Origin of the sequence: Hippea jasoniae (genome assembly GCF_000744435.1) — a bacterium.
GTDB lineage: Bacteria > Campylobacterota_A > Desulfurellia > Desulfurellales > Hippeaceae > Hippea > Hippea jasoniae.
Genome location: NZ_JQLX01000018.1, coordinates 1 through 21,806 on the forward strand (window position 1 = coordinate 1; position 21,806 = coordinate 21,806).

At 37.0% G+C, this 21,806-nt stretch carries 24 protein-coding genes; 11 read left to right on the forward strand and 13 right to left on the reverse strand.

Annotated features, from left to right (window positions below):
- From EK17_RS08520 to EK17_RS08530, 3 genes are all read right to left on the reverse strand, one after another.
- A partial coding sequence (locus EK17_RS08520) for a thiolase family protein (RefSeq protein WP_035589724.1) occupies positions 1–495 on the reverse strand: 495 nt, incomplete at its 3' end.
- A gap of 12 nt (positions 496–507) precedes the next feature.
- Positions 508–1,656, reverse strand: coding sequence for an acyl-CoA dehydrogenase family protein (locus tag EK17_RS08525; RefSeq protein WP_035589727.1), 1,149 nt, complete (start codon positions 1,654–1,656; stop codon positions 508–510).
- Positions 1,657–1,678: 22 nt separating this feature from the next.
- Entirely contained in the window at positions 1,679–3,421 is a 1,743-nt protein-coding gene (locus EK17_RS08530) for an acyl-CoA synthetase (RefSeq protein ID WP_035589730.1), read from the reverse strand.
- A gap of 250 nt (positions 3,422–3,671) precedes the next feature.
- Between EK17_RS08530 and ppsA the strand changes: the two genes are divergently transcribed.
- The 11 genes from ppsA (at position 3,672) to EK17_RS08585 (ending at position 13,385) form a co-directional block, all read left to right on the forward strand.
- Positions 3,672–6,065 (forward strand): phosphoenolpyruvate synthase, encoded by a 2,394-nt coding sequence (gene ppsA, locus EK17_RS08535; protein WP_156957540.1) that lies wholly within the window; start codon positions 3,672–3,674, stop codon positions 6,063–6,065.
- Positions 6,066–6,098: 33 nt separating this feature from the next.
- The gene (locus EK17_RS08540; RefSeq protein ID WP_035589736.1) at positions 6,099–7,454 is read left to right on the forward strand and encodes a TldD/PmbA family protein; all 1,356 of its coding nucleotides are present in this window, start codon (positions 6,099–6,101) and stop codon (positions 7,452–7,454) included.
- A 14-nt stretch (positions 7,455–7,468) separates the two neighbouring features.
- On the forward strand, positions 7,469–8,191 hold the full coding sequence (gene truA, locus EK17_RS09315) for a tRNA pseudouridine(38-40) synthase TruA (protein WP_269557970.1): 723 nt from the start codon (positions 7,469–7,471) through the stop codon (positions 8,189–8,191).
- The gene (gene gatC, locus EK17_RS08550) at positions 8,175–8,462 is read left to right on the forward strand and encodes an Asp-tRNA(Asn)/Glu-tRNA(Gln) amidotransferase subunit GatC (protein ID WP_035589740.1); all 288 of its coding nucleotides are present in this window, start codon (positions 8,175–8,177) and stop codon (positions 8,460–8,462) included. The genes truA and gatC overlap by 17 nt, the downstream gene beginning before the upstream one ends.
- A 2-nt stretch (positions 8,463–8,464) precedes the next feature.
- On the forward strand, positions 8,465–9,883 hold the full coding sequence (gene gatA / locus EK17_RS08555; RefSeq protein WP_035589742.1) for an Asp-tRNA(Asn)/Glu-tRNA(Gln) amidotransferase subunit GatA: 1,419 nt from the start codon (positions 8,465–8,467) through the stop codon (positions 9,881–9,883).
- A 9-nt stretch (positions 9,884–9,892) separates the two neighbouring features.
- Positions 9,893–10,273, forward strand: a complete 381-nt coding sequence (locus tag EK17_RS08560; RefSeq protein ID WP_035589745.1) for a hypothetical protein — start codon at positions 9,893–9,895, stop codon at positions 10,271–10,273.
- Positions 10,273–10,578 (forward strand): metal-sulfur cluster assembly factor, encoded by a 306-nt coding sequence (locus EK17_RS08565; protein WP_035589747.1) that lies wholly within the window; start codon positions 10,273–10,275, stop codon positions 10,576–10,578. The genes EK17_RS08560 and EK17_RS08565 overlap by 1 nt, the downstream gene beginning before the upstream one ends.
- Positions 10,578–11,309 carry a glycosyltransferase family 2 protein gene (locus EK17_RS08570; protein WP_035589749.1) on the forward strand — a complete coding sequence of 244 codons (732 nt, stop codon included), beginning with the start codon at positions 10,578–10,580 and terminating at the stop codon, positions 11,307–11,309. The genes EK17_RS08565 and EK17_RS08570 overlap by 1 nt, the downstream gene beginning before the upstream one ends.
- On the forward strand, positions 11,306–12,067 hold the full coding sequence (locus EK17_RS08575) for a polysaccharide deacetylase family protein (protein ID WP_035589752.1): 762 nt from the start codon (positions 11,306–11,308) through the stop codon (positions 12,065–12,067). Before EK17_RS08570 ends, EK17_RS08575 begins: the two co-directional genes overlap by 4 nt.
- A gap of 105 nt (positions 12,068–12,172) precedes the next feature.
- Entirely contained in the window at positions 12,173–12,724 is a 552-nt protein-coding gene (locus EK17_RS08580; RefSeq protein WP_035589754.1) for an acetate uptake transporter, read from the forward strand.
- 124 nt (positions 12,725–12,848) lie between these two features.
- Positions 12,849–13,385, forward strand: coding sequence for a helix-turn-helix domain-containing protein (locus EK17_RS08585; RefSeq protein WP_198018183.1), 537 nt, complete (start codon positions 12,849–12,851; stop codon positions 13,383–13,385).
- Here the strand turns inward: EK17_RS08585 and rsmG are convergent.
- From rsmG to EK17_RS08635, 10 genes are read right to left on the reverse strand one after another with little or no spacing between them, the layout of a single operon-like run.
- A complete protein-coding gene (gene rsmG, locus EK17_RS08590) occupies positions 13,380–13,949 on the reverse strand; it encodes a 16S rRNA (guanine(527)-N(7))-methyltransferase RsmG (protein ID WP_035589756.1) in 570 nt (189 codons plus the stop codon). The genes EK17_RS08585 and rsmG overlap by 6 nt on opposite strands.
- Positions 13,924–15,810 (reverse strand): tRNA uridine-5-carboxymethylaminomethyl(34) synthesis enzyme MnmG, encoded by a 1,887-nt coding sequence (gene mnmG, locus EK17_RS08595; protein ID WP_035589758.1) that lies wholly within the window; start codon positions 15,808–15,810, stop codon positions 13,924–13,926. Before mnmG ends, rsmG begins: the two co-directional genes overlap by 26 nt.
- Positions 15,811–15,840: 30 nt before the next feature.
- Complete coding sequence (gene mnmE / locus EK17_RS08600; RefSeq protein WP_035589760.1) at positions 15,841–17,199, reverse strand: tRNA uridine-5-carboxymethylaminomethyl(34) synthesis GTPase MnmE; 1,359 nt, start codon at positions 17,197–17,199, stop codon at positions 15,841–15,843.
- Positions 17,189–18,730 (reverse strand): membrane protein insertase YidC, encoded by a 1,542-nt coding sequence (gene yidC, locus EK17_RS08605; RefSeq protein WP_035589763.1) that lies wholly within the window; start codon positions 18,728–18,730, stop codon positions 17,189–17,191. The genes mnmE and yidC overlap by 11 nt, the downstream gene beginning before the upstream one ends.
- Positions 18,717–18,992 (reverse strand): membrane protein insertion efficiency factor YidD, encoded by a 276-nt coding sequence (yidD, locus tag EK17_RS08610; RefSeq protein WP_051904549.1) that lies wholly within the window; start codon positions 18,990–18,992, stop codon positions 18,717–18,719. The genes yidC and yidD overlap by 14 nt, the downstream gene beginning before the upstream one ends.
- Complete coding sequence (gene rnpA, locus EK17_RS08615) at positions 18,961–19,311, reverse strand: ribonuclease P protein component (protein ID WP_084675139.1); 351 nt, start codon at positions 19,309–19,311, stop codon at positions 18,961–18,963. Before rnpA ends, yidD begins: the two co-directional genes overlap by 32 nt.
- Positions 19,299–19,433: a 50S ribosomal protein L34 gene (rpmH, locus tag EK17_RS08620; protein ID WP_022671092.1), complete on the reverse strand. Its 135-nt coding sequence runs from the start codon at positions 19,431–19,433 to the stop codon at positions 19,299–19,301. The genes rnpA and rpmH overlap by 13 nt, the downstream gene beginning before the upstream one ends.
- Before the next feature lie 57 nt (positions 19,434–19,490).
- On the reverse strand, positions 19,491–20,528 hold the full coding sequence (locus EK17_RS08625; protein WP_051904551.1) for a polysaccharide deacetylase family protein: 1,038 nt from the start codon (positions 20,526–20,528) through the stop codon (positions 19,491–19,493).
- Complete coding sequence (locus tag EK17_RS08630) at positions 20,525–20,884, reverse strand: molybdenum cofactor biosynthesis protein MoaE (RefSeq protein ID WP_035589766.1); 360 nt, start codon at positions 20,882–20,884, stop codon at positions 20,525–20,527. Before EK17_RS08630 ends, EK17_RS08625 begins: the two co-directional genes overlap by 4 nt.
- Positions 20,877–21,800 carry a KamA family radical SAM protein gene (locus EK17_RS08635; protein ID WP_051904552.1) on the reverse strand — a complete coding sequence of 308 codons (924 nt, stop codon included), beginning with the start codon at positions 21,798–21,800 and terminating at the stop codon, positions 20,877–20,879. Before EK17_RS08635 ends, EK17_RS08630 begins: the two co-directional genes overlap by 8 nt.
- Positions 21,801–21,806 lie beyond the last annotated feature (6 nt).

The window sequence follows — 21,806 nt, forward strand, 5'->3', positions numbered from 1 at the left end:
CTCTTCTGCTATTTGCTCTGCTATAAGACCCATATGGATGTTGTCATAGGGATCCCACAGACCATCAAAGACCATACCATCTATAACCTCGCCTGTTCCCATCCTGTATCCAAAGCGAGCCTTTGGTAGATAGTAGGGAACCATAGACATGTTTTCCATTCCACCTGCTATAACTATCTGAGAGTCACCAAGCATTACAGAGCCTGCAGCAAGCATGATGGCTTTTAGTCCAGAACAACAGACCTTGTTTATTGTCATTGCAGGAATGGTTACAGGCAAACCTGCATAGATGGATGCCTGCCTTGCTGGTGCCTGACCAACACCTGCTGAGACAACATTACCTATAATTACCTCATCCACATCTTCAGGCAAAAGGGATGTCTTTTTTAGGAGTGCTTTGATCACCTCACTTGCCAAAATAGGGGCTTTGATGGTGGATAGGCCACCACCAAAGCTACCAAAGGGGGTTCTTAGGGCTTCTACTAAATAGACCATTGGGGGGCTCCTTTAACTTAAATTTTTAAGTAATTCTTTTGCTATCACAACCCTTTGAATTTCATTGGTGCCTTCATATATTTCAGTCACCTTTGCGTCCCTGAAAAATCTTTCAATTCCATAGTCCTTTATATATCCGTACCCTCCAAAAATCTGGATAGCCTCTTTTGCAACAAAATTTGCTGCCTCAGATGCAAAAATCTTTGCCATGGATGCTTCTTTAATGGGGATTTTACCAGTATCCTTTAGCCATGCTGCATGATATGTTAGAAGTTTACTTGCCTCGATCTTTAAAGCCATGTCAGCAAGCTTAAATCTGATTGCTTCAAATTCACTGATTTTTTTACCGAACTGTTTTCTTTCACTGGCATAATGTAATGCTTCCTCAAAGGCTGCCTCAGCAATACCCAAAGCTTGGGCTGCTATTGTTACCCTTGATGCATCAAGCAAAAACATTGCAATTGACCAGCCGTTTTTTTCTTCACCTAACAGTTCTTCTTTTGAGAGCTTTAGGTTGTTAAGCGCAATAGCGGTTGTATAGGCTCCATGAAGCCCCATTTTGTTTTCATTTCTGATTATTTCAACACCTGGCTTTTCTAAATCCACAATGAAGGCAGATATGCCTTTGTGTCTGAGGACTCTATCATGAGTGGCAAAAAGAATCCCATATCCTTTATATCCACCGTTTGTGACAAAGATTTTCTCTCCGTTTATAATGTAATTATCTCCGTCCTTTTCTACCTTCGTTGAAATATTTGCAGCATCTGAACCAGCTTCTGGTTCTGTAAGCATGAAGCATCCAATTTTTTCACCTTTTATAAGTTTTTTTAGATATTTATTTTTTTGGGCTGATGTGCCAAATCTGTTAATGGAGGCGCAGGTGAGGGAGTTATGGACGGCAAGCATAACACCTGTTGCAGCTGATGCTTTTGAAATCTCTTTTACTATCAATATGTAGGCTAAAAAACTTAAGTTTGCGCCTCCATACTCTTCTGGCATGTACACGCCAAAAAAACCTAAATCCTTCAGTTGCTGTAGTATTTCTTCTGGGATCTTATCTTCCTCGTCTATTTTCTTAGAGATTGGCTTCAGAATCTTTTCAGCAAACTCTTTAGCTGTTTGTTGGGCTAATTTCTCCTCGGGTTTGAGTTCAAATTCCATAATAATTCCCCCGCAATAGTATTTAAATCTTTCTTTTTCCTAAATCCAGTTCATCTTTGAAGTCACTCTCCCAGAATTCATACATGCCTTGCTGGGCTTCTGCTTTATGTTTCTCTTCTTCATAGGCCCTTAGTTCTCTTCTCATAATTTTTGCACTGATTGTTTTTGGAAATTCCTGCAGGAATTCTATTACTCGAGGTCTTTTATAGGGAGCCATATTTTCTCTGATGAATTTAAATATGTCTAAGGCAACCTCTTTTGAGGGTCTGTAATCAGGTTTTAGTACGATAAATGCCTTGGGAACAATTCTTTCCCTTTCATCAACAGTTGGAACAACTCCAACCTCCAAAACCGCGGGATGCTCAGATATCTCACTTTCAACTTCAAACGGAGATATCCTGTAATCTAAGCTCTTAAATACATCATCTGTTCTGCCAACGAAGAAATAATAGCCATCCTCATCATAATAAGCAGAATCACTTGTTTGATACCATTCTCCATGAAACACTCTATTGTTAACTTCTTCATCATCGTATTTTGCAAGAAGCCCCAGCGGTTTTTTTGGTTGAATTCTTACGCATATCTGACCATCTTCGCCTGGTTTTACAGGCTGAAAGTTTTCATCAAGCAGAGCAATTTCAAAACCAGGAGCTGGTTTACCGAAAGATAGATCTTTTCTTGGCTCACCCGGGAAATTTCCTATTAGAGCAGTTGTTTCTGTCTGACCATAGCCTTCCCTTATTTGTATTCCGCCAAGGGCTTTTTCTACTTTTTTTACCACTTCAGGAATTAATGGTTCACCTGCACTAACAACATTTCTCAGTTTTAGATCATATAATTCAAGGTCTTCGAGTGTTAGGAGTTTTAATACGCTAAGAGGTGCACATAGTGATGTTACACCAAACTTCTCCATAGCACGTAGAACCTTTTTTGCTTCAAACTTTTCATACTTGAATACAAATATTATTGCTTCTGCATTCCATGGAGCAAAAATTGTACTCCATGCATATTTTGCCCATCCGGGAGCCGAAATATTGTAATGTATGTCATCTTTTTTTGCGTTGATCCAGTACATTGTTGTTAAATGGCCTATTGGGTAAGAATGGGTATGTATTACCAGTTTTGGTTTTGCAGTTGTTCCGGATGTAAAAAATAGATAGCATTCATCGCTTGCTTTTGTTGGACTTTTGGGTGAATATTCTTCTGAATATTTTTTGTAATTTTTGTAATTGACCCAGCCTTCTTTTTCAATTGTTCCTATATTTATCAATGCTTTGAGATTGGATAAAGCTTCTTTGCTTACATGCTCCATTTTCTCAATATATCTATCCTGTGTAATTAAGAATTTTACATTTCCTCTTAGAATTCTATCTGAAATATCTTTTGCAGGAAGAATGGTTGCCCCTGGTATAAAAACTCCACCTGTTTTCATTAATGCAAGGGTTAACTCATGAACTTCAGGGATTGCTTCAACAATTATAAAAACCCTATCACCTTTTTGTAAGCCCAGGTCCTCAAGCATATTTGCTACCTGGTTTGATTTTCTCCGCAGTTCATCGAATGTCATAATTTTTGAACATCCCTCTTCATCAGCCCAGATTAGAGCCTGCCTGTTGTTATCTTTAGCCATAGGGTCAAAGAAATCTAATGCCCAGTTGAATTCATCCACTTCAGGCCACTCAAATCCCTTCTTTGCTTCTTCATAACTTTTTACATTTAACAGGAAATCTCTCATTTCCATAAATTTCTCTACATCCTTGTTCATGTCACACCCCCTGTTTTTATAAATTAAAATTTAAAGCTGCAATTAATATTATACTCAATATTATTGAAATTTCAATAAAAAATTAGGAATATTTATTAATTTATTTGCAAATTAATTGTTTAAAACAGATAATAAAGTAACTGTAATTTTTAAAATAGGTTTATTTTTTTATGAAAATTGCTTGATAGCGGGTTTTTGATTTTGTATTATTTTAGCACTCTTTTTAATTAATTTTTGGGGGGTGTTTACCGTGAAGTATATCAAGTGGCTGGATGAGATTACAGCAGACGATGTGCATATCGTTGGTGGCAAGAATGCGTCTTTGGGTGAAATGATCAGGGAGCTTAAAAATGAAGGTGTTAATGTTCCCTACGGTTTTGCTCTGACTGCTGATTCTTACTGGTATCTATTGGATTACAACAATTTAAGGGATAAAATCAGGGATGTTTTAAAAGATCTTGACACCCATGATATCAACAATCTAAAAGAAAAAACAGCTAAAGCAAGAGAGCTTATTTTTAATGCACAGCTGCCCGATGATCTATATGAAGAGATTAAAGAAGCCTATCAAAAGCTCAGTGATTATTACAACGAAGAGGCAAGCGATGTAGCTGTAAGAAGCTCTGCCACCGCAGAAGACTTACCCGATGCATCATTTGCAGGACAGCAGGATACCTACCTCAATGTAAGGGGTATTGATAATGTAATCCATTATGTAAAAAGCTGCTATGCATCTATATTTACAGATAGGGCTACATCCTACAGACATGATAAGAACTTTGACCATTTTAAAGTGGGATTGTCTGTCTGCGTGCAAAAGATGGCTCGAAGCGACCTTGCAGCAAGCGGTGTTATGTTTTCCATAGATACAGAAAGCGGTTTTGATAAGGTTGTTGTAATAAATGCAAGCTACGGTCTTGGTGAAAATATCGTAGCAGGAAAGGTTAACCCCGATGAGTTTATTGTCTTTAAGCCCACGCTAAAGGAGGGTTATAAGCCTATTATAAAAAAACAGTTAGGATCCAAGCTTACCAAAGCTGTTTATGATGAAAACGGCGGTATTAAGGATGTTGAAACAACAGAGGAGGAAAGATTTAGGTTTTCATTAAGTGATGAGGATGTTTTAACACTTGCTGATTGGGCTATAAAGATAGAGAATCACTACACAAAGAGAAACGGCCGCTATACCCCTATGGATATTGAGTGGGCAAAAGATGGAAAAACGAATCAGCTGTTTGTGGTTCAGGCAAGGCCAGAAACGGTTCAATCTCAAAAGAATTTAAGTGTACTTGAAACGTACAAGCTCAAAGAAAAAGGAAAGGTGCTTGTTGAGGGTATCGCAGTTGGCAGCAAAATTGCAACAGGCAGGGTGCATGTGATAGAGACGCCTGAGGAGATGGATAGATTTAAGGATGGTGAGATTCTTGTCACAGATATGACCGACCCCGATTGGGAGCCGATAATGAAAAAGGCTGCTGCCATCATTACAAACAGGGGCGGCAGAACCTGTCATGCGGCAATTATCTCAAGGGAGCTTGGGGTGCCTGCCATTGTTGGCTGTGGTGATGCAACAGAGAAGCTATCAACGGGTGAGGAAATAACAATATCCTGCGCAGAGGGTGAAATTGGATATGTGTATGAAGGCAAGCTGGATTATGAAGTAGAGGTGCTGGATCTTTCCAAGATCGAAAAGCCCAAAACGCAGATAAAGATGAATTTGGGTAATCCTGCCATAGCATTCCAGACAGCCGGTATTCCAAATGACGGTATAGGTCTTGCAAGGATGGAGTTTATTATAAGCTCCTTTATTCAGGTGCATCCACTTGCTTTGATTCATTACGATGAGCTTGAGGATAAAAAAGCCAAAGAGATCATAGCTAAGCTTACCAGAGGTTATGATGATAAGCCGCAGTATTTTGTTGATAAATTAGCTGAAGGCGTTGCAATGCTTGCTGCAAGCGTTTACCCCAATCAGATTCTTGTGAGAATGAGCGATTTTAAGACAAACGAGTATGCAAATTTGATTGGCGGTGCTGAGTTTGAGCCCGAAGAGGAAAACCCGATGATAGGCTTTAGAGGTGCATCAAGATACTACTCCGATGCATACAGAGAGGGTTTTGCTTTAGAGTGCAGGGCTATGAAAAAGGTTAGAGATGAGTTTGGTTTAACCAATGTTGCATTGATGATTCCATTTTGTAGAACACCCGAAGAAGGCAAGAAAGTAATTGAAGAGATGCGAAAAAACGGCCTTGTTCAGGGTGAAAATGGACTTGAAATATATGTGATGGCAGAGATTCCAAGCAATGTAATCTGTGCCGATGAGTTTGCGGAGATCTTTGATGGATTTTCCATAGGATCAAACGATTTAACCCAGCTTACACTGGGTATCGATAGGGATTCTGGTCTTGTTGCACATCTGTTTGATGAAAGACATATTGCTGTAAAAAGAATGATTCATATGCTTATTCAAACGGCTCATAAACACGGCAAGCCTGTGGGTATATGTGGGCAGGGGCCAAGTGATTTTCCCGATTTTGCAGAGTTTTTGGTTGAGGAAGGTATAGATTCCATGAGCCTGAATCCAGATAGCGTTATGACAACGATACTCAATATTAAAAAGCTTGAGGAGAAACTTGGCAGATAGGAGGGGTTAGCCCCTCCTTTTTTTGGAGGCAGAATGTATAGCAAGGCTTATTCTATTTTGAAAAATGCGAAGGCTGATTTTTTTGATATCTATATAGAGAGAACTGAAACAAGGGTTGTAGAGGCAAAAAATAGAGAAATAGAATCTATAAAGGTTGGTATAGATAGCGGTGTTGGTGTAAGACTTGTTAGGGGATTATCTGTATTGTATTCATCCTCCTTTGATAAAAGCCCTGAAAATATAGAAAAGATAGCAAGGTTTTTAGGTGATGTTGCAAACCCAAAAGAGGGTGTTTATCAGCTAAACAGACTGCCAGCTGCAAAAGTGGAAATGTATGGTGGTTATAATCCCCATATAGATAAAATTGTTGAGATTTATCAAACCTTTTGCGATGTAGCTTATGCTTATAATCAAATTAAACAGGTTTCGATGACATTTTCCGATGCAAAAAAACAGATCAAGATAATAAATGAAACAGGCAGGGTTGTTGAGGAAGAAAGGATATATACGGTTTTGTTTTTTGAAATTACAGCACAAGAAAACGGTGTTGTTCAAAGTCTGCGAAGGCCATTTGGATGCCTTGGAGGATTTGAGTTTTTTGCTGATTTTGATTTTAAGCAGATAGCAACAGAAGAAACCCAGAAACTGCTTAATCTTCTTAAGGCACCGACACTTAAGGCGAAAAATATGATTGTAGTGCTTTCAAGCAAGGCCGGTGGAACCATGATCCATGAGGCTGTTGGGCATGGACTTGAAGCTGATTTGGTATTTGAGGATATGAGTGTTTATAAAAACAGGTTGGGCAAAAAGGTGGCAAATGAGAAAATCAGCGTTGTTGACGATGCCACAAGGCCTTATATGAGGGGTTCATTTGCCTATGATGATGAAGGAGAAAAAGCTCAAAATACCCTTTTGATAGAAAATGGGATTCTTAAAAACTATATGTTTGATAAACGGTATGCAAGAAAAGCAGGCTTAACAACCACAGGTAATGCACGAAGAGAATCGTTTAGATATCCACCTATCGTAAGGATGTCTAATACTTATATTTTGCCCGGTAGTGACGATCCTGATGATATTATATCAAGTGTCGATGAGGGTCTTTTTGTTAAAAGAATGGGTGGCGGTCAGGTAAATCCTACAACGGGCGATTTTGTTTTTGAGGTAGCAGAAGGCTATCTCATTAAAAGTGGAAAAATAACCGACATGGTTAGGGGTGCAACACTTGTAGGCAATGGACCTAAATTGTTAAACGAAATCGATATGGTTGGTAATGATTTTGGTATAGAAGTGGGAACTTGCGGAAAATCCGGGCAGGGTGTGCCTGTTAGCGATGGTGAACCGACTTTAAGAATACCTTCTATCCTTGTTGGAGGTAGCTCACTATAAGATTCAAGCTAACGATAGCATACGACGGCACAAACTATCACGGTTTTCAGATACAACCCAATACAAAGACAATTCAGGGTGAGCTTGAAAAAGCAATAGCAAAGGTTTTTAAAGAGGATATAAGGATTAATTTTGCGGGCCGAACCGATAGTGGTGTTCATGCCTTTGGGCAGGTTATCGATTTTAAGCCTCTGTTTTTTATAGAGCACCAAAACCTTAAAAGGGCGTTAAACAGCCTACTTCCTTCAGATATCAGGGTTTTGAATGTAGAAAATGTTGATGATAATTTTCATAGCAGATATTCAGCACTCTACAGAGATTATTTATATCTTATTTGCAACTGCAGGGATGTTTTACCCTTTGTTTCAAACTACTGCTGGCATGTTTTAGAAAAAATAGATTTAGAAAGAATGAAAGAGCTAAGCCGTTATTTTGTAGGCAGAAGGGATTTTTCTTTTGTTGCAAATGAGGATAATCAAAAGAATTGCATTAGAGAGGTTCATTTTATAAGGATAAAAAGGATCAGAAATTTTGTGGTTGTGCATATTAGAGCCAACGCTTTTTTGCGTGGAATGGTGAGAAATATTGTAGGTTTACTTGTTGAATATGCTAAGGGCTTGCAAAAAGGCGATGCAGGTAATATAATTTTTTCCAAGGGCAATGTTAAATCTTTTAAGGCTCCTGCAAAGGGACTTTTTTTTAGAAGAGTGAGGTATAAGGATGATAACAAAGGATGAGGTGAAAAGGATTGCAAAACTATCTATGCTGAACATAGACGATAGTGAGCTTGATACATTTGTAGATCAGTTTAATGATATTTTGAACTATATGGAGCAGATTAATGAGCTTGATTTAAGCAGTTGCGATGCGGTTTACCATATTGTGGAATTAAAAAATGTTTTTAGAGAGGATGTTGTTAAACCCTCGATCAGCAATGAAAAAGCACTTAAAAATGCTCCAGATGCCGCCTACGGTGCCTTCAGGGTGCCTAAGGTGATTGAGAGGTAGCCATGCTGTTTAAAAAAACTTTACATGAGTTGATTGAGCTTATTGAAAAAGGTGAAATAACCGCTTACGATATTTATAAATCGCTACTTGAAAGGATTAATGAGAAGGATAAACAGATAAATGCCTATGTTAATGTGTTTGAGGAGTTTGAAACATACAAGGATGACGGGTTTTTAAAAAATATCCCCATTGCAATTAAAGATAACATGCATATTGAAGGTAAACCAACCACATGCAGCTCAAAAATACTTTCAAACTATGTGGCTATATTTGATGCGACAGCCGTCAAAAAGCTAAAGGAGGCAGCAGCTACATTTATAGGCAAAACCAATTTAGATGAGTTTGCTATGGGTTCATCTACAGAAACATCATATTTTGGCACAACAAAAAATCCCTGGAGTCTGGATAGGATCCCCGGTGGCTCAAGCGGTGGTTCTGCTGCTGCTGTTGCAAGCGGTGAGGCTATAGCTGCGCTTGGCTCAGATACAGGGGGTTCAATCAGACAGCCTGCAAGTTTATGCGGAGTTGTTGGCTTTAAACCAACCTACGGAAGGGTGTCGCGTTATGGGCTTGTAGCGTTTGCATCCAGTCTTGATCAAATAGGACCGATAACAAGGGATGTAAGGGATAATGCAATTTTAATGAATATTATTTGCGGCAGGGATGAAATGGATTCAACCAGTGCAGATGTTGAGGTTGAAGATTTTACAGCCTATCTTGATAAGCCTGTTAAAGGTTTGAGGGTTGGCGTATATGAAGATGCGATTGAGGAAAGTTCAGATGATGTAAAATCGGCGATGGAAAATACACTTGAAATCCTAAAGCGATTGGGGTGTGAAATTACAAAAGTTGATCTGCCACATTCAAAATACGCCGTTAGCGATTATTATATTATTGCTCCAGCTGAGGCAAGCAGCAACCTTGCCAGATATGATGGTGTGAAGTATGGTTTTAGATCTGAAGAGTTCGATGATTTAGGAGAAATGTATATAAAAACACGTTCTGAAGGCTTTGGCAAAGAGGTTAAAAGGCGCATAATGCTTGGCACCTATGTGCTATCCAGCGGTTATTACGATGCATATTACCTGAAAGCCCAGAAGTTAAGGGGTCTGATTAAAAAGGATTTTGATGAGGCATTTAAAGAAGTTGATTGTATTGTTTTGCCTACAACACCCACCGAGGCATTTAAAATTGGTGAGAAGGTGAATAATCCGCTTCAAATGTATCTTTCAGATGTATTTACCATACCTGCAAACATAGCCGGACTTCCTGCAATCAGTATTCCCAATGGCTTATCCAAAAATAACTTGCCGCTTGGATTACAGATTGTTGCAGATGCCTTTAGAGAGGGTATAATTTATCAACTTGCAAGTGCTTTTGAGAAAGAATTTAATCTGGCAGATAAACTGCCGCTTGATTGAGGTTAAAAAATGGCACGAATCTGGTTGAGAATCGATATGGTTGGTGGTGATTGCTATATAGGCTCGGTTGATAGCATTTTTGATGAAAATGAGGATTTTATGTTTTTTTTGGAGGAGCAGGCATATCTGGGTTTAAAGATCGATAATGTGCATAAGTGTATTGATAAAGATGGAAAAATTGAACTTGAGCCACTTGATAACGAAACCTCTTTATACAAAAGCAGCATGATAATAATGAACACCGATAACATTCTAACTATAAAGTTTTTAAAAGAAGATACAGATATTGTTAAAAAGCTAAACTCAGAAATTGAAAGCAAAAAGAAACCTGTCAATCTACAGGCAAAAAATATTTTGAGGTTTAAACCAAAAAATAAGGAGAGGCTTTAATGGGTAAACTAACAAAAAAAGATGTTATTGATGCCCTTTACAATGTAATTGATATGGAGATAGGTCTGGATGTTGTTAATCTTGGCTTTATCTACGGTATAGATATCGACGAAAACGATAATGTTAAGGTTGTTATGACTCTAACAACGCCGGGCTGTCCACTTGTTGCGCCACTTCAGGAGGATGTTGTTAATAGAATTAAAGAGATTGGTGCAAACGATGTCAGTGTAGAGATCGTCTGGGATCCACCGTGGAATCCCTCTATGATGTCTGAAGAGGCAAGAAAAAGGCTTTTAGGTGAGTAGTGTCTTTAGGATGCGCTATAATTACCTACAACGAAGAGCACTCAATAGAACGCACGCTAAAGAGTGTTTCGTTTTGTGATGAGATAGTTGTTGTTGACTCAGGTAGCAGTGATAACACATTAGAAATCGTATCCCGATATACCGATAAGTTTTTTGTTCAAGAATGGATGGGCTATGGAAAGCAGAAGAATTTTGCTATCTCAAAGCTATCTACCGATTGGGTGTTGAGTGTTGATGCAGATGAGGTTGTAACTGAGGCTTTAAAAGAAGAGATTATAAAAACGCTTAAATCCCCCCAATCTGATGCTTATGCCATCAATATTCAACTGATTTTTTTGGGAAAACCTTTAAGGTTTGGAGGAAATTACCCCGACTACCATGTAAGGCTTTTTAAAAAGGGCAGGTATTGGTTTAGAGAAGATTCTGTGCATGAAGGAATTGAAGCACCAGCCAAAAGGTTAAAAAACACCATGCTGCATTACAGCTATGACAGCATAGAGGATTATTTTGAAAAATTTAATAGATACACATCGCTTGCTGCAGAGCAGCTGTTTAAAAACAATAAAAGGGTTTCAAAAGCCTTTGTTTTTGGGCGTTTTTTTGCAGAGTGTTTTAAAAGATTTGTGTTAAAAGCTGCATTTTTGGATGGTTATGAAGGCTCGCTATTTGCTTTTTTTTCATGTTTTTACAGTATGGTAAAATATGCAAAATTAAAAGAGCTTGATAAATGATTCCTTTTTTGATTTTTCTTTTGTTTATTTTAGCTTTTCTGGCTCGTTATAATTTTTTTAGACCCACAAAAAAGGGTATTCTTGTGCTTCTGTATCACAGAATTGATGATAAAGAAACCCACACTCCGCTTGATAAATTTTCGATAAGTTTGACTAAGTTTGAAAAACAGATTCTGTATTTAAAAAAGAAGGGTTTTGAGTCCATTTTACCAACACAAATCGATGAAATTGTTAAAAACAAAAGCTATCTTAATAAACGGTATGTTTTGATAACATTTGATGATGGCTATAAAGATAACTTAACTGCCGCAAAGATTCTTAAAAAACATGGATTTAAGGCTATTTTTTTTATCGCCGCAGCACATATTGGTAAAACGCTTGATGGTGTAGAGATGCTTGATGAGGCTGATATTAAAGAACTGGTTAATATGGGTATGGTGATAGGCTCTCATTCGTATGAACATAAAAACCTTTTAAAGCTAAGTCGTAATGAGGCATATAATCAAATAAAAAAATCAATTGACATTTTATCAAAGTTTTACCCTGTTGAGGATATTGCTTATCCTTTTGGTGGATATGATTGCTGGCTTGATGAGATTATTAAAGGCTTAAACTTTAGACGTGGTTATATTATTGGCCAGAGGATTTTTCAGCCCGAAGTTGACTCTGAGTTTAAAATTCCCCGTGCAATAGTAAGAAAAGATACAGATGAAATAGATTTTTACTTAATAATTACGCGCGGTCGTAGTAAATTTTAACCTTCACTTAATTTTACACTTGACAAAATTAAAAAAATCAGTATAAATATAATTACAATTTTAAGAGTTGTTTAGTTGAATTAATTTTTTGAGTGGAGGTGTTTTATGGCTGAAGGGAAACTTGCTAATCCTGGACCGTTGGGACTTGGTGGATTTGCTTTAACAACATTCGTGCTTAATGTACACAACGCAGGTCTTGTGCCAGCAGCACTTGATGCAACATTGCCATTGGGATTGTTTTACGGAGGTCTGGCTCAGTTAATCGCTGGTTTTATGGAAATGAGGACGGGTAACACATTCGGAATGACAGCATTCGGTTCTTATGGTGCATTCTGGATGGCTTTAGCCAGTTTAATCTACTTTACAAAACTTGGTTTGGTTCCGGCAGCTGCATTGGGTCCTGCTATTGGAATAACACTAATTGCTTGGACCATTTTCACAACCATCATGACGATTGTTGTGTTAAAGTCGGGGCATACCTCGGTCATTGTGGTTTTTGTTTTATTGGAGATTCTATTCATTCTGCTTGTTATAGGACATTACACAGGCAGTAAGGCCATTACAACATTTGCTGGATATGAAGGAATCTTGACAGCATTCTCAGCCTGGTATGCAATGTGGGAGGGCCTAAAAGCACAGTTTGAAGAGGCTTCTTAATATTTCTTAATGTTAACTTTGGGCGTAGGTATGAATTAGCAGGGGCTTGACAAAAAGCCCCTGTTTTTTTTATGCTTATGCCTGTTAGTTAATTTTTATTAGGGAGGATTTAGTGGCGATGAAGATGGCTGAGAAGATTAAGAGTTATCGAAAAAAGCAAGGATTGACACTTAAGGCGTTAGCTGAGAAGGTGGGTTGTACGGATGCTTATATTTCACAAATAGAAACAGGAAAGGCTGTGCCTTCTATTAGTGTTTTACAAAAGATCGCTCAGGCTTTAGATGTTCAGGTTAGGGATCTGTTAAGTGATGAGCAAACGAATGATAAAATCTTTCTAACCAAAGAGGAAAGAACCCAGATTATCTATCCTGGAAGCCATGTTTATGCAGAACTGCTGGTGGCAAAGATCTCTAATAAAGCTATGGAGCCGCTTTACAAGGTTGTGCCTGTTGGTTGTGATTCTAAGGGAGAGCACAGGCACGCAGGTGAGGAGTTTGGATATATTTTAAAGGGAAAATTAGAGTTGAGAGTAGGCGATCAGGTTAAGGTTTTAGAACCTGGTGATAGCTTTTATTTCTCATCCAGTCAACCACATTCCTATAGAAATGTAGGAGATGTTGATGTAGAAACCATCTGGGTTGTGAGCCCGCCGGTATTATAATTTATAGATTTTTGCGTGATGTTTTTTAAAATTTAACTCTTCAGTTAATACTAACGGGAGCTGATTGTCTTTGGAAGTCATATAAAAAAGATAATCAGCTCTTATTTTTCTTTTTATAGCGTCCATTAGTGGTTTTAGATTTATGGCCCTTGCCGTTATGCAATTAGCCTTAAATGGTGTGCTTAAATTTTCTATCCTATTGTTTATAATATTGCAGGTAAGATTTAATCTGGAGCAAACATATCTTAAAAAACTGCATTTTTTGGCGTTAGATTCAATCATTGTGATGCTTAGCTCTGGCTGATATATTTTTAAAATTACTGCAGGAAAACCAGCACCAGAACCTATGTCGACAACTGTTTCTATATCTGTAAAAAATTTGAAAAACATCAATGATGGTAGAAGTAGATGACTTAAGACAATTTCCTCTTTTTTTGTGGTTAAAGATATGCTTTTATTCCACTGGCTTAATATGTCTAAAAATTCTAAAAATTTATCTATATTTTTTGCAGGAAGCTTTAGCTTTTGAAATCCTTTTTCAAGCCGTGTTTTTGAGTCTTTCATTGTGTTTTTTGATGTAAACCATCAAAATTGACACGGCAGCTGGAGTTACGCCAGGAATTCTCATTGCCTGACCAATGGATGATGGTTTTATCTCCATAAGTTTGCCTCTAACCTCATTTGATAATCCGCCTACTTTTGTATAATCAAAATCAGGTGGAATTCTCATGTTTTCATATTTCTTAAATTTGTCGATCTGCTGCTTTTGTAGATTGAGGTAGCCCTCGTATTTTATATCTATCTCAACTTCCTGTTTTATATAACTGTCCAATTCCTCTAATTCTTCTTTCAATTCTCTTAGTTTGTCGTAGTTCATCTCTGTGCGTCGCAGAAGTTTTGCAAGGTCTGTTTTTGTTTTAATAATTTCTGTGCCTAATTTTTTGAGTTTCTCATTTGTTTCAGCTGTTGGGTAGATATATGTAGTTTTTAGTTTTTTAATTGTTTCTTCAATTTTGCGTTTTTGCTCAATAACCATTTCGTATTCTTCTTTTTTTAACAATCCTGCCTTGAATGATTTTTCTGCAAGTCTTAAGTGAGTGTTGTCTTCCCTTAAAATCAACCTGTATTCGGCCCTTGATGTAAACATTCTGTAGGGTTCTTTTGTGCCTTTTGTAACAAGATCGTCGATTAATACACCCGTGTATGCCTCATCCCTTCTTACTATAAACGGTTCTTTGCCCATAATGGAAAAAGCGGCATTAATACCTGCAACGATGCCTTGTGCTGCAGCCTCTTCATATCCGCTTGTTCCGTTTATCTGCCCTGCTAAAAACAGGCCTTTAATCTTTTTTGTTTCAAGTGTATGTTTTAGCTGGGTGGGTATAACAAAGTCGTATTCTATCGCATAGCCAGGCCTCAGTATCTCAACCTGCTCCAGACCCCTTATCGATCTTAAAAATTTTAGTTGAACCTCATAGCTCATCGATGTGTGCAGACCATCTGCATAAATCTCGGTAGATTTTTCATCCTCTGGTTCTAAAAATATCTGATGCTGCTTCTTTTCAAAGAATTTAACCACTTTATCCTCGATAGATGGACAGTATCTTGGACCCACTGAATCAACAAGCCCGCTATATAACGGAGATTGATCAAGATTTTTTAATATTATCTCGTGTGTTTTTTCGTTTGTATATGTTAAATAGCACGGTATGTTTGGTCTGTTGAGCTTCTGTGTTCTAAATGAGAAAGGGATCGGGTCCTCATCACCCGGTTGAGGAATAACTGCATCAAAATCTATCGTCCTTGCGTCCAATCTTGGAGTTGTGCCTGTTTTTAGTCTGCCTATTTTAAGACCAAGACTTCTTAGGCTGTCTGATAGTTTTATTGATGGGGGTTCCCACGCTCTGCCTGCCTCAAATGTTTCAAGTCCAATGAATATTTTGCCTTTCATAAATGTACCGGTTGTTACAACAACGGCTTTTGACAGGTATTCGTTCTTAAGGTTGGTTTTTACTCCTACCACCCTGTTATCTTCAACCAGAATTTCATCTGCCGTTTCCTGTTTTATGTCTAAATTCTCTTGTCTTTCTAATGTGTATTTCATCCTTAGCTTGTATGCTGTCATGTCAGCCTGAGCCCTTGAAGACCAGACAGCTGGTCCTTTGCTTTTGTTTAAGATCTTGAACTGTAATCCTGTGGCATCGATGCAGCGTGCCATCTCGCCGCCAAAAATATCTACTTCTTTAACAAGATGGCCTTTAGCCAGTCCGCCAATAGCAGGGTTGCAGCTCATCTGACCGATAGAGTCGAGGTATATAGTTAAAAGAAGTGTTTTTAAACCCAGGCGTGCGTTTATTAAAGCGGCTTCTATACCAGCATGCCCCCCGCCTATAACAATTACATCGTAATTTTTAGGATATATCATTTTTTGCTCCCCTGTTTCACGTGAAACATTTTACTTGCCTATGCAAAAATTTTTAAACATAACATCCAGCATGTCCTCGTTTGTGATTCGTCCAACTATTTCATCAAGATAGCTGGAAAGCTCAAGAAAGTCAACACTAATTAAAGCAGGGTCAATATCATTTTTAATATCATCAACCAATTTGTCTGTCGTTATTATCGCATTTTTTAGGTTGGATTTTTGCTGGGCAGTAAGACTAACAATATCGGCATCAACTATGCCTTTAGTTGCAAACTGAGCTAATTCATCAAGCAGCTTTTCCAATCCAGTTTTAGTCAGTGTTGAAATTTTAACAATTTTTTTGAATGGAATATTTTGAATATCTAATTGCTGCTTTAAGTCTATTTTGTTAACTACAGCTATGGTTTCTTTATCAATCTTTTTTAGGTAACTAATAAGATCAAAATCCTCTTTTTCTAATTTTTGAGAGCCGTCAAACACTGCCAATACAAGATCGGCTTTGTTTATCGCATCAAATGAAAGTTTTACTCCTATTTGTTCAACTTTATCTTTTGAGTTTCTTATGCCAGCAGTGTCAATAATTAAAAAAGGGATACCGTTTATGGTAAACTGCTCTTTTATAATGTCCCTTGTTGTTCCTGGAATGTCTGTTACTATTGCCCTATCTGAGCCAACTATCGCATTTAAAAGGCTTGATTTCCCTACATTGGGTTTGCCAGCAATGGTTAGATATACTCCCTCAAACAGATAATGGGATGACTCAGAAGCCCTTAAAATATCGATCAACCTTTGTTTAATTTGACCTAATATAGCTATTTTTAGTTCAATTTCTAAATCGCTTAATTCTTCTTCTGGATGATCAATTCTCACTTCATTTTCAGCCATCAAAAAAAGAATTTGTTCTCTGATTTCATCTAATTTATCAGAAAAGTTTCCTCTGAGTTGTCTTTGAGCAACAAATAAAGCCCTTTTGCTTTTTGATGAGATTACCTTTGCAACAGCTTCAGCTTGAGATAAATCAAGCTTTCCATTAAGAAAGGCTCTTTTTGTAAATTCACCAGGCTGAGCAAGCCTTGCTCCAGCTTCAATTACTCTCTCAAGTACGCTGTTTAAAACAACAAGACCTCCATGACAGCTTATTTCAAACGAATCCTCACCCGTATAGGAGTGTGGAGCTTTAAATATACTGACCAAGACCTCATCAAGTATTTCACCATTGCTGTCAATTATGTGGCCGTAGTATATTTTTCTGTGCTGGTATGGTGGCCGTTTAGTAAAAATTTTTGGCAAAAGTTCTAAGCAGTTATTTCCACTGACCCTTATGATACCGATGGCAGCTTCAGCTTTTGCTGTTGCTATTGCCGCTATAATATCGTTATCATGTAGCATTGTGCTTTAGTTTCTTTTCTTGAGCAGCAAGGATTCGTGAGTCGATTAGCTGTTGTAATAATGTCAATAGATTGTTTGTTGTCCAGTATAACACAAGACCCGAAGGGAATCCCATAAACATAATGGTAAATATTATGGGCATAAACATCATGATTTTCTGCTGTGTTGGGTCTGGTGTTGAGGGTGTCAACTTTTGTTGAATATACATCGTTATACCCATGATAATCGGCAAAACATAGTATGGGTCTTTTGTGCTTAAATCTGTAATCCATAGGATAAAAGGTGCACCTCTAAGCTCTATTGCGTTAAGCAAAACATTGTAAAGTGCAAAGAATACAGGGATCTGAATGATAACTGGCAGGCATCCACCAAACGGATTGACTTTGTGTTTTTTATACAACTCCATGGTTGCCTTGTTTAGTTGATCCGGTTTGCCCTTGTATTTTGCCTGCAACTCTTTTAACTTGGGTTGCAGTTTTGCCATCTCTCTCATCGATTTATAGGATTTAAAGCTCAGCGGATAGAATAAAATCCTTATCAATACAGTTAAAATAATTATTGCAACACCGTAATTGCCAAAGATGGAGTAAAGCCAGTTTAATACATAAAGCAAGGGTTTACCAATAAAGCCAAACATGCCAAATCTAATTATTTTAGATAGCTTATGATCCACAGGGGCTATTGTTTCTTTGCTTTTTGGACCAGCATAGATGGTAAACTCAGAAGGCGTTTTGGAGTTTACATAGATATAATTCCCATCGTTTAAATGAGTATAACCGGCAAGTAGACGATTTGATTTAGTAGGAAGAAAAGCAAAACAGAAGTATTTACTCTCAAGAGCAATCCAGTGAATCTTCTCATCGGGTGTAATCTTTTTGTCTGTTTTTATTTTGTCATTATCAACTAAAGCCACAGCGCCAAGGTGGGAGTATTTTTTCTTCTGTAGATCTCCTAAATCAGGCCCAGCATAGATCGAAAAGGCCTCTTTTGCAACTTTGTCGTTTTTTAAAACCTTTATAGAATAACTAAAGTAATACTGCCCATTCTTAAAGTTAAATGTTTTTATTATCGTGTAGTTATCAAATTTTTTAGTTAAGACAAGACTACCGGCTTTTTTATTCAAAAGCAATAGATGCTCATTGCTGGCTTTGTAGGGCATAGTTTCCTCTAAATGCTCAAGCGTTTTGTTTTCAAAGACAGTTTCTAATGTATTGTAATTTCCGGTTGCTTTTACAAGCTCAATATTTTTTTTATTAACACTATATTTTTTTAAAATGAGTGACTTTATAGAACCGTTAAGAGATGAGATTTTTAAGATATAGTTATCAGTTTCTACGCTAATAACCTTTTCATTTTTTAATACTGTTTTATTGACCTTATTTTCTATAAGTTTTGTTGACTTGTTGTTCTTTTTTGGATTTGATTTAGTTGTTTTTGTAGGTTGTGAGGGTAAAAAGAAATAAGTATAGGATGTAATCAAAAGTGTAACTACCAATATGGCTAAAAGAATCCTTTTTTCATTGCCTTCCATTGCTTCTCCTTTTTATATTAAAAAGTGGTTTGTCTGGTGGGTCATAACCTCCTGCACTCCATGGCCCGCACCTTAGAATGCGATATACGGCCATAATGGAGCCCTCAAAAGGTCCAAATTTCTTTATTGCCTCAATTGCATAATTTGAGCAGGTGGGATAGAATCTGCAAGATGGTCTATGCAGCGGTGATATATATTTCTGGTAAAATTTTATTATGGATATAAAAAAATTACCTATTGTTTTGCTTATCTTTGCTAACATTGTTTACTTTTTGAATGAATAGTGTTTTCATTTCATTAAAATTGGCGGCTAAAACGGGTTTTCTTGCAATTAACACTATCCATAAATTTCTGCTTATATCTAATTGAGATAACCTCACAATCTCCCTTAATCTTCTTTTTGCTTTGTTTCTTTTGACTGCGTTGCCTATTTTTTTACTTGCAATCACACCAACTTTGAATTCGCTTGCCTTTTTTAAAAAAATTACAAAATAAGGCGTCACAATTTTAGTGCCGCTGTTGTATATCTCCTTAAACTCTTTACCTTTAAGAGAAGAGAACTGCTTTTTTAAACTGTTAATCTTTTTCTACCCTTGGCTCTCCTTCTTGATAAAACCTTTCTACCGCCTGCTGTTTTCATTCTTGCCCTGAAGCCGTGTGTTCTTTTCCTTGGTTTATTGTGTGGCTGAAAAGTTCTTTTCATCTCAAATACCTCCCCGTTTTTTTGCGTAGAGAAGTATAACGATAAAGCTATAAAAAATCAACGGTTTTTAACTTTCGTTGGCTGAATCATCCATAAAATAACAGCTTTTTTGTGGTTTTTGGTTAAGGCTTTAATACCAACACGCAGTAGTTTTTTTCTAAATTTAAAATTCGGCTTGATATAGACCAGATTGCCCTTTGTTTTTGCTTTAATATAGCCTGTTTGAGATGTGTATATGTAAAAGCTGTTTTTAATGTATCTATTTATATTTAAAATCTCGCCGCCTATGATTTTAGGCTTTCTATCGCATTTTCCTATATCAGGTATACGTTTTTTTACTGCCAGGTATTTTTCATTGAGAACCTCTTTAAAGTGAGCCATGGCTGACCAGTATCTACCCAGTATCGGCTCTCTTGGTATGAGATAAAGGGGTGTATTTTTTCCAAGCGGTGTTGCATCCTGTGTAAGGATTATTTTAAAACCAACATTTTTTGCAGCCTGAATAACGGTTTTGTTGTAATCTCCGTAGGGTATGGCAAATTCATAGGGTTTGTAGCCTAAATAGTTTTTGAAAAAATCTATGCTTTTTTTGAGGTCTGTTTCTATCCATTTTAAATATTTTGTGCGATCGAGATTTTTAGGTGGGCTGGTGAAGCGAGGGTGAGCAAAACTGTGAGACTGAAAATCAACGCCAAGATGCATCAATTCTTTAATCTGTTTTAGGGTGAGATATGCGGGATATCTGTATTGAATTGCCTGAGTTGGTATAAAAACCGTGATCGGATAATGGTATAGCTTGATAACCTTTTTTATTGGTGTAAAAATGCTTTTGTATCCATCATCAAAAGTCAACACAACACATTTTGGAGGCAAACTGGATTTGCTGCTTAGTAGATTGAAGAGTTTTTTTAAGCTTATTATATTGTAATTATACTTTTTTAAGTAAGCCATCTGTTTGAAAAACAGGGTTTTTGAAACATTCGTTGATGGTGTAGAGTTGTCACCTATTTTATGGTAGATAAAAACCACACAAGCGTTAAGTTTTGTTGACAATAAAAAAACGATCAAAAAAGTTACAACTAAAACCTTTTTCATTTTTCCTCTATCTCTTTAACAATTTCGTTTTTTATTGTTTCTATAAGATTTTCAAAGACAGGCAATATGTTTTTTCTCCTATCACCAGCTAATACGACATACATGATGTCATCTCCAACCTCAAGCCATCCAGAGTTTATCCACACCTCAACTGCTTCAATAAAATTCATCGCCTTAATCTTCTTAATTTCTTTTTGAAGCTTTTCTTTATCGTAGCTTATATAGAGTTTTTTAACTGGCTCGTTGTTTTCTTTGGAGGTTTTTCTGACAACGCCGTTGTGGACTAAAATCATTCCCAGGTTATCCTTATTGGCCCTTTTTTTGATAGACTTTAGTGTTTTTGCTAAATCAAACATCGATATACTCCCTCCTTTTTCCTTCAAAGTTTTTAAAAATATAGTGGTTTTTGTTTTTTGATATAATACTATTTGGTTCTAACACAACCTTGCCCCCACCATCTGGCAGATCAAATGCAAAAGAAGGCATGCACAGGCCACTGATTGTTCCTCTAAGCGATGATATAATTTTCATTGCTTTTTCAATGCTTACTCTGAAAACCCCATTTCCTGATGCCTGATCGCATCCAAAAAGATAATACGGTTTGATTCTGTATTTTGTGAGTGTGCAAAAGAGGGTTTTAAGCGTATATACATCATCGTTTATGTTTTTTAAAAGTACGGTTTGAGAGACAATCGGGATTCCTGCATCTATTATTTTGCCTGAAGCTATAACAAATTCTTGTGTAATTTCATCTGAATGATTGATATGTATGGCAAGCCAGATCGATTTGTATTGGGATAGCTGTTTGGTTATGTTGTCCGTTATTCTTTGGGGATAAGCTGATAAAACCCTTGTTCCGATTCTGATTGTTTCTATGTGATCTATATTGTTTAGAGCATCTATAATGTTTAGTAGTTCTTTATTGCTCAAAGTAAAAGGATCACCACCAGAGATTAATATCTCTCTAACTGTTTTTGTTTGCTTTAAGTAATTTAAAGATTCTTTTAAGTCAAAGCCGTCGAATTTCTGCCAGTTGTTTTTTCTAAAGCAGAATCTACAGTAAGCAAAGCATTTATTGGTAACAGTTAACACAACCCTATCTGGATATCGGTGTATAAGACCTTTTGCTTTTAAAAATTGTTTTTCGCCCAGCGGATCCGGATATCCTTCTGATTTATACTCAGTAAGATTGCCTATAAACTGTCTTTTTATGGCTTTTTTATGAATTAAACCAGTAAGATAGTTATTGAGAATTTTATTTACTTCATTCATCAAGCT

Bases quoted from the DNA above. Each gene is read 5' to 3' on its own strand.
- EK17_RS08525 (WP_035589727.1), bottom strand. From the start codon at position 1,656: ATGGAATTTGAACTCAAACCCGAGGAGAAATTAGCCCAACAAACAGCT.
- EK17_RS08530 (WP_035589730.1), bottom strand. From the start codon at position 3,421: ATGAACAAGGATGTAGAGAAATTTATGGAAATGAGAGATTTCCTGTTA.
- EK17_RS08540 (WP_035589736.1), top strand. From the start codon at position 6,099: ATGTATAGCAAGGCTTATTCTATTTTGAAAAATGCGAAGGCTGATTTT.
- gatC (WP_035589740.1), top strand. From the start codon at position 8,175: ATGATAACAAAGGATGAGGTGAAAAGGATTGCAAAACTATCTATGCTG.
- gatA (WP_035589742.1), top strand. From the start codon at position 8,465: ATGCTGTTTAAAAAAACTTTACATGAGTTGATTGAGCTTATTGAAAAA.
- EK17_RS08560 (WP_035589745.1), top strand. From the start codon at position 9,893: ATGGCACGAATCTGGTTGAGAATCGATATGGTTGGTGGTGATTGCTAT.
- EK17_RS08565 (WP_035589747.1), top strand. From the start codon at position 10,273: ATGGGTAAACTAACAAAAAAAGATGTTATTGATGCCCTTTACAATGTA.
- EK17_RS08575 (WP_035589752.1), top strand. From the start codon at position 11,306: ATGATTCCTTTTTTGATTTTTCTTTTGTTTATTTTAGCTTTTCTGGCT.
- EK17_RS08580 (WP_035589754.1), top strand. From the start codon at position 12,173: ATGGCTGAAGGGAAACTTGCTAATCCTGGACCGTTGGGACTTGGTGGA.
- EK17_RS08585 (WP_198018183.1), top strand. From the start codon at position 12,849: ATGGCTGAGAAGATTAAGAGTTATCGAAAAAAGCAAGGATTGACACTT.
- rsmG (WP_035589756.1), bottom strand. From the start codon at position 13,949: ATGAAAGACTCAAAAACACGGCTTGAAAAAGGATTTCAAAAGCTAAAG.
- mnmG (WP_035589758.1), bottom strand. From the start codon at position 15,810: ATGATATATCCTAAAAATTACGATGTAATTGTTATAGGCGGGGGGCAT.
- mnmE (WP_035589760.1), bottom strand. From the start codon at position 17,199: ATGCTACATGATAACGATATTATAGCGGCAATAGCAACAGCAAAAGCT.
- yidC (WP_035589763.1), bottom strand. From the start codon at position 18,730: ATGGAAGGCAATGAAAAAAGGATTCTTTTAGCCATATTGGTAGTTACA.
- yidD (WP_051904549.1), bottom strand. From the start codon at position 18,992: ATGTTAGCAAAGATAAGCAAAACAATAGGTAATTTTTTTATATCCATA.
- rpmH (WP_022671092.1), bottom strand. From the start codon at position 19,433: ATGAAAAGAACTTTTCAGCCACACAATAAACCAAGGAAAAGAACACAC.
- EK17_RS08625 (WP_051904551.1), bottom strand. From the start codon at position 20,528: ATGAAAAAGGTTTTAGTTGTAACTTTTTTGATCGTTTTTTTATTGTCA.
- EK17_RS08630 (WP_035589766.1), bottom strand. From the start codon at position 20,884: ATGTTTGATTTAGCAAAAACACTAAAGTCTATCAAAAAAAGGGCCAAT.
- EK17_RS08635 (WP_051904552.1), bottom strand. From the start codon at position 21,800: ATGAATGAAGTAAATAAAATTCTCAATAACTATCTTACTGGTTTAATT.